The sequence below is a fragment of the Pseudoalteromonas peptidolytica genome (assembly GCF_012641745.1).
In the GTDB taxonomy this organism is placed as follows: Bacteria; Pseudomonadota; Gammaproteobacteria; order Enterobacterales; family Alteromonadaceae; genus Pseudoalteromonas; species Pseudoalteromonas peptidolytica.
The window spans coordinates 1-11,598 of record NZ_WEHZ01000058.1 but is presented as its reverse complement, the minus strand read 5'-3'; the positions used below and the strand labels follow the sequence as shown (position 1 = coordinate 11,598).

13 protein-coding genes are annotated in these 11,598 nt (G+C 40.7%); 9 read left to right on the top strand and 4 right to left on the bottom strand.

Features of this window, described 5'->3' with window-relative positions; all coding sequences use genetic code 11:
* The first annotated feature begins 605 nt into the window (after nt 1-605).
* The gene (locus F9Y84_RS21445) at nt 606-1,052 is read left to right on the top strand and encodes a methyltransferase family protein (RefSeq protein WP_147391084.1); all 447 of its coding nucleotides are present in this window, start codon (nt 606-608) and stop codon (nt 1,050-1,052) included.
* 166 nt (nt 1,053-1,218) lie between these two features.
* Here the strand turns inward: F9Y84_RS21445 and F9Y84_RS21440 are convergent, their stop codons facing one another.
* The gene (locus tag F9Y84_RS21440; protein WP_147391085.1) at nt 1,219-1,452 is read right to left on the bottom strand and encodes a hypothetical protein; all 234 of its coding nucleotides are present in this window, start codon (nt 1,450-1,452) and stop codon (nt 1,219-1,221) included.
* Nucleotides 1,453-1,734: 282 nt separating this feature from the next.
* Between F9Y84_RS21440 and F9Y84_RS21435 the strand changes: the two genes are divergently transcribed.
* From F9Y84_RS21435 to F9Y84_RS21415, 5 genes are all read left to right on the top strand, one after another.
* Complete coding sequence (locus F9Y84_RS21435) at nt 1,735-2,037, top strand: helix-turn-helix domain-containing protein (RefSeq protein WP_147391086.1); 303 nt, start codon at nt 1,735-1,737, stop codon at nt 2,035-2,037.
* A gap of 147 nt (nt 2,038-2,184) precedes the next feature.
* Nucleotides 2,185-2,514 carry a hypothetical protein gene (locus F9Y84_RS21430; protein ID WP_147391087.1) on the top strand — a complete coding sequence of 110 codons (330 nt, stop codon included), beginning with the start codon at nt 2,185-2,187 and terminating at the stop codon, nt 2,512-2,514.
* 105 nt (nt 2,515-2,619) lie between these two features.
* Nucleotides 2,620-3,339, top strand: a complete 720-nt coding sequence (locus F9Y84_RS21425; protein WP_192503298.1) for a hypothetical protein — start codon at nt 2,620-2,622, stop codon at nt 3,337-3,339.
* Between the two features lie 351 nt (nt 3,340-3,690).
* Nucleotides 3,691-4,395: a response regulator transcription factor gene (locus F9Y84_RS21420; RefSeq protein WP_147391088.1), complete on the top strand. Its 705-nt coding sequence runs from the start codon at nt 3,691-3,693 to the stop codon at nt 4,393-4,395.
* 145 nt (nt 4,396-4,540) lie between these two features.
* Complete coding sequence (locus F9Y84_RS21415; protein WP_167508300.1) at nt 4,541-5,770, top strand: sensor histidine kinase; 1,230 nt, start codon at nt 4,541-4,543, stop codon at nt 5,768-5,770.
* Nucleotides 5,771-5,808: 38 nt separating this feature from the next.
* On the opposite strand, the gene F9Y84_RS21410 is transcribed toward F9Y84_RS21415, so the two are convergent.
* The 3 genes from F9Y84_RS21410 to F9Y84_RS21400 form a co-directional block, all read right to left on the bottom strand.
* Entirely contained in the window at nt 5,809-7,566 is a 1,758-nt protein-coding gene (locus F9Y84_RS21410) for a hypothetical protein (RefSeq protein WP_147391090.1), read from the bottom strand.
* Nucleotides 7,567-7,792: 226 nt separating this feature from the next.
* Nucleotides 7,793-8,458: a DUF6058 family natural product biosynthesis protein gene (locus F9Y84_RS21405; RefSeq protein ID WP_147391091.1), complete on the bottom strand. Its 666-nt coding sequence runs from the start codon at nt 8,456-8,458 to the stop codon at nt 7,793-7,795.
* 13 nt (nt 8,459-8,471) lie between these two features.
* Nucleotides 8,472-8,720 carry a hypothetical protein gene (locus F9Y84_RS21400; protein ID WP_147391092.1) on the bottom strand — a complete coding sequence of 83 codons (249 nt, stop codon included), beginning with the start codon at nt 8,718-8,720 and terminating at the stop codon, nt 8,472-8,474.
* Between the two features lie 726 nt (nt 8,721-9,446).
* On the opposite strand from F9Y84_RS21400, the gene F9Y84_RS21395 reads away from it, so the two are divergent.
* The 3 genes from F9Y84_RS21395 (at nt 9,447) to F9Y84_RS21385 (ending at nt 11,321) form a co-directional block, all read left to right on the top strand.
* Nucleotides 9,447-9,809, top strand: coding sequence for a cupin domain-containing protein (locus F9Y84_RS21395; RefSeq protein ID WP_225740835.1), 363 nt, complete (start codon nt 9,447-9,449; stop codon nt 9,807-9,809).
* Nucleotides 9,793-10,233 (top strand): hypothetical protein, encoded by a 441-nt coding sequence (locus F9Y84_RS21390; protein ID WP_147391093.1) that lies wholly within the window; start codon nt 9,793-9,795, stop codon nt 10,231-10,233. The genes F9Y84_RS21395 and F9Y84_RS21390 overlap by 17 nt, the downstream gene beginning before the upstream one ends.
* A gap of 137 nt (nt 10,234-10,370) precedes the next feature.
* Nucleotides 10,371-11,321, top strand: coding sequence for a hypothetical protein (locus F9Y84_RS21385; protein WP_147391094.1), 951 nt, complete (start codon nt 10,371-10,373; stop codon nt 11,319-11,321).
* Nucleotides 11,322-11,598 lie beyond the last annotated feature (277 nt).

Below are 11,598 nucleotides of genomic sequence, written 5' to 3'. Positions count from 1 at the left end.
TGCTCAAGCAGTGTGAATGCGGCTTACCGAGTCAACGCAGCAAATTGAAAACCGCTGGCTGGAACGACAAATTTAGGGCACAGGTATTCTTTGGTTTATAAGTAATCAAAGTATGCTCCGCCCCTGGTGTAGGTCGGTATTTTTATATTGATCAAAGTGGCAACGAACGCAATAAATCCTTGGTCAGAAAAGGCGGGGCTTTTGCAAGTATAAGTTAAATAATAATTGAGAGTAACCTTTACCCACTTTTTGCTCAGGCACTTACAACGTGCATTATTGCGTCAATAAACTATTCAAATTTACTAGCGCTGTCAAAGTCCAATAATAGTTGGGGAGACTTAGTGCGCAAAATGTTAAAACACTGAGTGTGGAAGAAAGAAAAGAGAGAGGCTGGCTTTATTTTACTATCTGCAAAGGGGCGTTACTTGGCGTTTCTAAATACATTCAGTGATGACTGTCAGTGTATGCCCTTCGCCGTATTGCGATGTATTTAGGTATTACGAATGTTACGCTCTCGTGTATTCGTCGCGAGATAGGCTTAACATAGGTCAAGGTACTGATAAAATGATTCTTGTATGCTCAAGCTTTATCAAAGGAGTGCTTAGATGAAAATGCTGTTACCACCATTTTTGTTCTTAATTTTTATTATTGCTATGGGCCTTATTTGCTGGGCAGCAGGCTTCCCACATTCATTCGGTTTTCCATATAACCTAATTGGCATATCTATTATTGGTATTGGCTTTGTCATTTCAATGACAGGTAAAAAGTTATTCAAAAAACTCGAGACTAACATTATGGCGTTTGATGAACCAACGGTCTTGGTAGCAAGTGGGATTTATAAATATACTCGAAACCCGATGTACCTTGGATTCACTATCGCCATATTTGGTTTTGCTATACTTTTAGGAGGCTCTTTTTCATCTTTTTTACTGACAGCTGCTTTCTTCTTAATAACTGATAGATGGTATATACCGTACGAAGAGCGAATGATGCACGCCAAGTTTGGTAGAGAATATGAAGCATACTGTAGAAAAGTTCGCCGCTGGATTTGAAGCGAAACAGAGCAGCAACATACTCTAACTCTGACACCCACGCCAATTTGCATCGACATTGTGGTGGGTGCCTGTGTTTGGAGGGGTGCTAAGGTGAATTAAACAGTATCTAAAAAAGGGGGATGCCAGTAAAACTGGCCCCCCCTTCACCGAAAATATATTACCGTCAATCCCTTGTAGGTGCGCTGGCATAAACAAGCTCAACTAAGTTACTCATCGTTTTGGATTTCTGCATATAGGCTTTTTCCATGTGCGCAAGCTCTTGTAGCTCAAATAACGTCGTTTCCACAAGTGATAGCCACTTAGCCGTTGACTCAGGCACTTCTGGTTCCTTCATGCTCGCTTTTTTTAATGCCGCATAGTAAATATGCAGATCGTTATACTGGCGTAGATAGTCCATATAATGTCCTTAATAACTAACCCTTATGTTTATGAAATTAAGCTTATCAAAAACTTCGCCTGAAAATTCTGCCGAACAAAATAATTTACAAAAAAAAAAATCAAAGACGTTAAAATTCAGAAGCTTAAACAAGAACAAAACCATTTTGGCAACATTTAAGTAAAACAAGCTTGCAAATTTAGTACATGCAGTTACAATCCAGATTTTACAAAATAGAAACAGTAACGGCGTAAAATTTACCTTTCGCATATCCGCGAGCCCGATTAGAAAAGGATTAAGTGAGTGGGCAGAACCCGATTTAAGTGTACAGGTGATGATCTTCGAAGACTGCGAATGTCGGCTGATAAAACCACCCAGCAGATGGCTGACTTAGTAGGGATCCGGCGACAAACCTATGAAGAATATGAAAAAGGGATTCGGAAATTTTCATTCGAGTACTTTTTAGAGTGGAGTACTTATTGTGGTATGGATGTCAATCCAATTACAGACTATTTTATGGATTTACGCTCCAAAATGAAGGACGTAAAACTATGGCGAGAAAGTCCTTCTCCTGCGAAAAAGCGCAAAAGCCCCAAAGGTCAGTAGCCTTGATGTGTTAACATCTACTCGTTAATACTACCTCTTTAGTTTCACTTGTTTACAGCATAAGCAACAAGTGATTCTCATTTTTGGTGTTTCGCGATAAAGTAGTGCTAACCAAAACACCGAAAATAATCCTGAAGGGAAATCAACATGCAGCTATTCAAAAATGTAAGAGTAAGCATACTAACCTTTTGCTTTATCATGATAAAAGAGTTTATAAGTAAAATAATAAAAGTCACTAATGAGCATTTACTTGATAGCGCTAATCGTGACAAATATTGTGCTGAATGCTATCGCAGCGGTAATGTCATGACAGAGTCACAGCAGTATCGAATAGTGGGTGGTTCAGGTTTAGACCAAGCTAAAGACCCAAGAGGTGAGCAGGTTAACAATATTGCTCCTTTAGTGCTCAATGCACGAGAGCTGCATAAAGTTACGGGTGGCTCTGGTATGGACCAATACGATGATCCAAGGGGATAGAGGCTTACAGATGATCAACCTAACAAGCGAAATTTCTGGGTGCAGTATAACCTTAAGCCGTACTCGAACTTTGTGATGATATAAAGAATGAAGGAATTTTAGTACATGAAAACTTCGTGGTTCTTTTACTGCATAGCTATGGTTTTTACAGGGCTACTGTCATATTTATACTTCTATACCAATTTTAATTATGCCTTCGTTATTTTAGGAACGCTTATTCTCATCGCCGTGTGCTTTCGTACTCAGGTTAATATTGTACATATCATCTTAATTTTATTCTTGTTTACAGCTATTGAGCTTGGGTTACTCAAAATGATCGCTGTTTTTATGCAAGAAGACCCTGCGTACAAAAAGAACTTTATGGTCTATTTAATACACTTTTTTGTTGATGTCTCTGTTCTTTTAATACTAAGAAAACGGGTTATGTATTCTTTATTATTTATGCGCCGCTTCCAACCCGATAACTGGAGAGCGATCTACATTACCTATGCTGATATTTTATTATACGGTATCTATATATTATTTATCGTTGTGGACTTAGCCGCATTTGTAGAAAACTTGTTTCGAAATATGGACTATATCTTCGGCGTCTCAGAAGCAACGGCCAAACCCTTCTGGAGCTGGAATTGGGTTTACAAAAGCTACCCCTACGCTAAAAGTATTCTACTTTCTTGTGTTGTAACTATTTTACTCGCCACTATTTTTGTAGAAAATCAACGCCCAGAACAGGAAGACGATGAAGATGATGGCAATGGCAATGGCAATGGCAATGGCAATGGCAATGGCAATGAGATAATGCACAAAACCAATAAACAATCGCAGTGATAAAAAGAAGGAATTAGCACAGACACCCACGCCAATTTGCAACTATATTATGAAGGGTGTCTGCTACCTAGTTTCGCGAGATTCTTGCTATTCTTCTGTTGATTTGGTCACCCTACAACCCTTGAGTTGCTTAAAGTTTGGGACAGATGTCCGTGAAACTTCCCCAGCAAGACCGCAAAAGTAGTGCAAAACAAGTGACCCGCTCACTGCGTTTTGCCACTGCTTTCTCCCTTGAAACAACAAAATTTTGTATGTAAATCTCCTTGGTTGTTTTAGAATGGATGTTGAACAATCTCAGGTGTTTTTTCACCCTCGGTGGCAAGCCTCGCTGATCAGGAAATTTCTAGTGCAATGAAGTTAAACACACGTATTATTTATGTCGAAGATGAGCAAGATACTGCTGATATAGTTAGTGCTTACCTTGAACACGCGGGTTATTGTGTAACTCACTTAACCACCCACGAAATTGCGAAAAAAGCGTTGTATAAAGAGGATTTTGACTTAGCCATTCTGGATATTATGTTGCCTGATGGCAGTGGCCTTGAACTGTTGCAAAGTGCCGTTGAGCACAATATCCCGAGTATTTTATTGTCGGCCAAAAAAACAGAGGCTGAGCGCATAGAGGGGTTCAGATTAGGAGCTGATGACTATGTCTGTAAGCCATTTAGCCCGCGAGAGCTAACGTACAGAGTAAAAGCGCTATTAAACAGACTACATCCCACCAAACACGGTCGTATTCTTTACTTTAACGGGTTACAAATAGACCCTGAATACCATACTGTAACACTCAACGATAACGCCATCCGTTTTACAAGCCTTGAGTTTGCGCTGTTATACACACTAGCCAGCAACGCCAAAAAAGTCTTCTCACGGGATATGCTGATCACTCAGGCATGGCCAAATGCTTCCGACATTACTGACAGAGCAATCGATACACATATTGCGAACCTGCGCAAAAAGCTCAATGACGATCGACAAAACCCCTGCTGGATACAGACCATTTACGGCCAAGGCTACCAGTTTATTGCGACCCCATTAAATGAAACTACAAACTAAGTTACCCCTAGTGGTAGCAATGTGCACCATTGCCCTACTTGGCAGCTATTATCTACTTTCCAGTTTCAGTGCTAACAAGGCGATCATTAAGTTTGATAGCAGTGCACTCATCACGCTCTCACGCGCATTCACCCAGGAGCTTGAGATGTTTCAATTTATACATGCCCTCGCCCCCCTTGACTCCCAAGCTGAGCTGATTGCATTGTTAGAAAAAACGTATCCAAATCATTATTTTATCGTGCTAGTCAATGATAAAGTCGCACAGCATACATTTCATCAACATGACTTTAAATTAGAGGTACTTATTTCATCTCCTAGTCATCAATTTACTGTCACAGATGAAAACAAGACGATCGTTATGCAGGCGTTTATGGAACCTGTCGTGGTACAAATCAGTCAGCAGCATACTGAAGTACTATGGTTTTCAAAAGACATTCTAAAACAGCATAGTCAGGATATCGATATGCGCGCTTTACTGCACAGAGACTTTGCCTTTTGGCTCGCAATACTCTGTGTGTTGGCGGTGCTCGTGTCATGGCTTAGCGCATGGTACTTCCTGAAACCCATAAAGTCTTTGAGCCGTGCCTTTAGACGTATTGAGTCAGGCAATTACCGTACCCAGGTTGAGCATATAAGTAATGACGAATTTGCTGTACTGATCACGCGCTTTAATCAAATGGCGGCTGAGCTGGCAAAAACCACTGCACAGCGCGATCAGCTTACGGCCGATCTGGCCCACGAGCTCAGGGCTCCCCTGACCAGTTTAAGAGCAAGAATAGAAGCGATCCAAGACGGTATATTACCTGCCGAATCCGATCAATTTAACACTCTGATAGGTCAGACCGTTTCATTAGATAAGCTGATTGAGGACTTACATGCGCTTAGCAGTGGTAAGGTCTCTCTCACCGCTTTAGATATACAACTCTTACAGCCAGCAAACCTTATCAGAGACTTATGTGAGATTTATCGGCCATTGGTTGAGCAAAAAGGAATGACGCTGTTTTGCAATTGCACCGACAACAGAAAGGTAATGCTAGATGCCCAGCGCTTAAATCAGGTGCTGCTAAACTTGATTGAAAATGCGATTAAATACGCTGCTCAGGGCGGTGAAATCCGGCTTATTGTCGAACCTCAAGGGACCCAGCTTTGCATCCATGTTATCGACAAAGGGCCTGGGGTTGATCCCAATAGAATAGAAGATATTTTTAATCGTTATTATCGTGAACCTGGGCAGCAAGACACAAAAGGCCAGGGTCTTGGACTGGATATTTGTGCCCGCCTCACCCGTCAAATGGATGGTAATATAGGCGTAAACAGTAAGTCCAACGAGGGAGCCTGCTTTACGCTAACATTTACTGCTTTGGAAGGACCCTAGTTAGACTGTCTGTTAAACAGGCTTACCAGACATAACGCTTACTGGGTGTCGATTGATATTGCCATCATCTCACTCCCGGTTCCTTGCACGACAACATGATGTTCCGACACTGCATCGATATAGTATTGATTGTCAAGATAGTTGTGCCACAACACACCTGAAAACACCTTGTATGCATCATGAGCCGACAGAAGCCATAGCTCTCCTGTTGCATTCGTGCTGCTGGTGTCACCAACATAACCCAACAAATAGCCTCCTTGGGCCACAACTTGGGTTGAGACCTTACTGTGATTTTGCGGGAAGTAGAGATCCTGATTTCGCCAGTTTGGTAGCACCACATAAATATCCTTATCGGTTACCAGCCTAGCTTTTAACCCTGCGAGGTTGATTGCCACGTCACCACTTTTGATATAACTTAAGCGACCAAATTCATCCCCCTCATTTGCCGTGCCGGCCAATAACGTGGTCAGGTCGCCTCCCAGCCAGTTAACAGGTTCACTGTTTAGCTCGTCTAAATCAAGAGCCACAGTTCCCTCAACGCCGTTGATTTTGACATTGAACTGCTTTGCCTGATTGTTCTGCAAATAAAACAAGTACTGATTTTGTTGGCTATCTTCCCAAAGTGTTACATCGCCGACATTTTCGTACTCAAATACAGCCTCATGCCGATAAGGCAGCACAGTGTCCAGATAATTCACCAACAAGTTACCCTGCTGGGTATAACCTGCAAAATAGTTGCGCCCATCGTAATTAAACGCAGGCAGTAAACTGGGTACGTCTATCTGCTCAGAAATTACTTTAGGGTAAATGTACCCACTGTCTTTAATTTGACCCAATGCATGACCCCCTGCGTCCTTATTCAGGTTAAAATACAGGTCTTCATTATTGTGTGAAAAACCACCTGAGATCTTCATATCATCATATATGGCAACCGTTTCCCACTGCCCATCAACGAACTGCGCTATCTGATTAGCGTCACTACCGACAGGAGAGGATAGCGCATAGAGTTTGCCTTTGTTCGCTTTTACCGTGTATGCATCAAAACTGAAATTAACAACCCCCATGGGCTGGCCATTTTCAAACTCAAGTTTGTGAACCATGTGCACATTCTCGTCCCAAGAGCTAAACCACACTCCCTCATCAAACCATTCATAACCCTGTCTTATCAGGCGCTTATTGGTATTCTCCCAGACAATTTTCGGCGCTTGATTATCTCTTGATATCGCCAGTTTTCTGCCCAACAAACTAACAGTAAAACTCTCACACGCCAGCTGATACTCTAATCCCGACAGTTTCTCGGCCAGTGTACACGTCTGTGGTCCCTGTAAATCTGCAACTTTTGGCACTATACCTGGCTGATAATCAAACACAATCGTTTCTGAATTGAACGGGTGTACCGTGTCACCATAGCGAATATCCAGCCCGTATGCAGGGCCAATGTCGGCGTGTACCTTCACCAGGCTGGTAACACAGTTTACCGTTAACTCATAAGTATGCTTTTCACTTTCCTTTATTTCGGAATCACACTGTGTCGCAATAGACGATACCTTGATGTCTGGCGCTTTAAACTGTTTTCCTGCCTGCGTAAACTGATAGTCTTGTTCAGCACTCAACGTTTCATTGTGCCCCATCCATTGCAAACTCACCGTTTCAAAGTCTCCCGACGTAGTTACGTTCAGTACATATTGATTGTGGTCATCCGTTTCACGTTCAAGCGGGAGTGTTGAGTTTTTTGAACCGCCACAGCCTGTCAATATACACAGGCTAAATAGGCTTAAACCTAAGGAATAATGCATAGTAAATCCTCGATAGTTATGGTTAATAAGTCACCTTCGATCCTGAGTCAGTATTAGTCTGACAAAACGATAACTTAAATACGCTGCGTGTTATCACACCCGAGGGTATTCGTAAGTCATCACTGAAAGCACTTGTAATTACAGAAAAAGCAAATAATGCCTTGATCAGTCCCCAGTTTAATGACCAATTGTTAGGGAATTATCAGGGGGAAGTTGTTTTGTGATTTCATATCAGCAAGGCGCTGAGCGAAATAGACTCAGCAGCCAGCCTATACTTAGCCCGTACTTCATCAACTAATCGACGTCTTGAGCTATTCGCTCGCTCGTGTGGGGCAAACTGAGCACTCACACTGTCTAACAAGTTAACGGCAAAAATCAGTGTTTCACGCTCTGCTTGGTTTAGTGTTTTTAACTGGCATAACTCATTAATTTTTATGATGGCAAACTCCTTGGCAGCAATGTCCTCTGGCAAGCCAGTTTGAGTACACAAGCCATAGGTGCCATCCAAAAAGTGCTGCCATTCATCCGCAATATGGTTCGACAGAGAGGTCGTTAATTTAGGATGACTGGAGACATATCCAAGGCGACCAAGTCGCGTAAGCGTTTTTCGGTAACGTGCTGAGAATAGAGCATAAATCTTGGTTTGATCCTGCTCTTCCAAAATAACGTTCAGCCAAGATGCATAACCCTTTGCGTAAAAAGTCAGTATATGGTTTTCTTTAAATTGACCAAAGAAGGAATCACACCCTAAATTCACGTTGAGCGTATAGGAAGCCCGAGGCATTAATTGACTATCCTGAAGCGCTTTCAGCTCTTGTTCGGAAATATTGGCCACATCCAGTAGCTCTTGCATAGTATAGAATGTTGTATTGAGATATTGGTAAAGCACCACTGTTCTTACTCCTTTATGTCAAAGTCCATGACTTAAATAGAAAATTAAACAGACTGTTTTCTTTGTTAGATAGCATATATACATTCAGCGTTTCACTGTGCCCCATCCATTGCAAACTCACCGCTTCAAAGTCTCTCAACGTGGTTACGTTCGGTACATATTGATTAGGGTCATCCGTTTTGCTCTCAAACGGGAGTATGAGTTGGTTGAACCGCCACCCCCCTGCCAATATACGTAGGCTAAAACCTAAAGAATAATGCATAGTAAACCCTCGATAGTTACGGTTAATAAGTCACTTTCGATCCTGAGCCAGTATTAATCTGACAAAGCGATAACTTTAATACGCTGCGTGTTATCACACCTTGGGGTATTGGGAAGCCATCAATGAAAGCAATTCAATGATAGAAAAAAGTAAAATAACACCTTAATCCCTACCAGTGTAATGACCAATTGTCAGGGAATTATCAGGCTGGAGTCATTTTGTCATTTCATCTTGGCCAGGCGCTGAGTGACATATACCCAGCCGCCAACCCATAATTAGCCCTTATTTCATCAACTAATCGACGTCTTGAGCCATCTGCTCGTGTGGGGCAAACTGAACACTCACACTGTCTAACAAGTTAATGACAAAAATCTGTGCTTCACGTTCTGTTTGATTCAGTGTTTTTAACTGGCATAGCTCATTAATTTTTATGGTGGGTGTCTGTGTTGGGGAGCTTAGCGCAGAAGCTTAGCACAGACACCCACCACGATTTGCATCTATGCTGTAGTGGGTAGACTGTAATTTTTACCCCTTAAAATGAGTCATTTACCAACTCAGTCAAACACGGTACACCCAACATACGTATAAAAATATAATTGCTTATGTAACCAGCTTTAGGTGTAATGGGTACATCGTTAAGCCAAAGCAAAAGCCACGCTGATTTGCCCAGCTACTTTACAGTCATTGAGAAAAGTATTAGTTAGTTCAATCTAAAGAGGTTTTCACTTGAAAGAAAAAATCAATTTAAAAGAAAAGTTTTCAAAGTTCAGCGAATTCTGGACTCCCAAAGTTATTGCTGAAATGAACGACTATCAATTTAAATTAGCCAAATTTAAAGATGATTTTACTTGGCACAAGCATGATGACACTGATGAGGTTTTTCTAGTGATTGAGGGTGAAATGGTAATCGAGTTTCGAGATAGTGAAATTGCGCTTGCAGAGGGCGAAATGTTTGTTGTCCCCAAAGGTGTTGAACACAAGCCATCCGCTAGAGCGGAGTGTAAGGTGTTACTCGTTGAGCCAAGGGGTGTTATCAACACAGGTGAAAGAATTGGCGAGCTAACTGCTGAAAATGATGTTTGGATTTAAACTGCTAACCTATCGCTCTAACGGGCGTTATATCACTATACGGCGTGACTCGCTTTTATTTATCCTTTTGGTATTGGTTAACCTGCTAGGGTGCTCTGAACAACAAAAAGTAGATAGTAAAATTAGCAAACAAGTAGTAGATGAGTGGAACGCTAAAATCGAAGGACAACGTCAAAAATCCAATAATTATAATGATTTTAAAGATTGGTTATCTTCTAACACACCAAAAGAAGACAAAAATTCTACTATGATAAAAAGCCTTACTGGCACTTCTAACTACGTAACATTAGATACCATAGCAAGTAAAACAGATCCGAACTGTTATATCGACATATCTTTACAATTTGAAGTTTCAGTCGATTCAATCGTCGAACATTATAAAGTTAGTGCTACACAAGTATGTCGATATAAAAATACTATATAAAAGGCTAGCCAACCCAAAGTTAATTCAAATCAATAATGAGAGTTAAAGCAAATTAACACAGACACCCACTCAAATTTGAATCTATAAATATATAATAAAGTACGATAGAATCACTTTCGGAACAAACGAGAAAAATCATGAAAAATATAAATAAAATAGCCTTTGCGTCAGTCTTAGCAATAACTTTATCAGCTTGCTCATCAACAAAAGAGCCCATTGTTTTTGAAGACTTCACAGCAAATAGTAGTGACTCATTTGCAAAAACAACAATGCGCTTAGCTGGCAGCAATAAGTTTATGGACAGTGCTGACGGTGATGCAGGGACACGCGAAGTGCCAGGTTCGAGTGTAATGGCTCTAGGTCAATTGTTAATGTTAGATTTTGCTGGAGCAGCCAGTACAGCTATTAATGATAGCATCATTGAAAACGAGCCCTTAGCTAAGAGTGCCCAATTTATTGTTAAAGTTGATAATGTAGACGAATCAGCACTTGCAAATCCTGAAGGTATCATTGCTAGAGCTTCAAAGAAGCTTGATGAAATTACTGCCAAGAAAGGACTTGAAATAGAGTCAGAAAAGACCACAAATACTCAGCGAATCATCAACTTTAAAAACAAAAATCAATGTAAAAATTTGCTTCTTGTTCTGAGTACCTGCGGACAGTACCTTGGGCTTGGTAGAGTTTCGTCATATGATCAAGAAAGTAAATCTGCTTATGTAACATTTGAAGCATATGGAAAATTTGTTTCATTGCATTTAATGAGCGATTACATGGGGGATGATGTTTACTTGTATCACCCAAGAAAATTAAATTCAGGTAATTGGGATTACAGTAGAGCTATGTACGCTGGTTCTCATATAGTCATTCACAAAGGTAAAGTACATAAATTTATTACAGGCCAAAAGTTTGATGATGGTATGGATATTAGTGAACTACGATATGTGTTTTTTGAGAACTGGAAAAAAGATGACAAGAGCGAATACAACGAAAAGTATTACAAAAACCCTAAAGACAAAGGTAAATATTTATACGATTACCACTTAAAAGACATGAGTTTTTCTGAGCTCCCACTTGATACAAAACTATAATCTGAATTGCACCTGCTAACAAACTAAACCCAGCTTAAGCTGGGTTTTTATCAACCACAACAAAATTATTTTTATATGCAGGCAAGCAACCTATTTGCGCCATCACAACTTTCCAATTGCCAGCTTTAATATAATTGTAGGTTTCAACTCTGTCCACTTCCCTTAACATGAGACATGTTTAATTAGAGTTTTCTGTAATACCACAAACAGGAGACAACGATGAAAAAGTCACGTTTTACAGAATCTCAGATCATAGCTGTGCTCAAAGAAACCGATG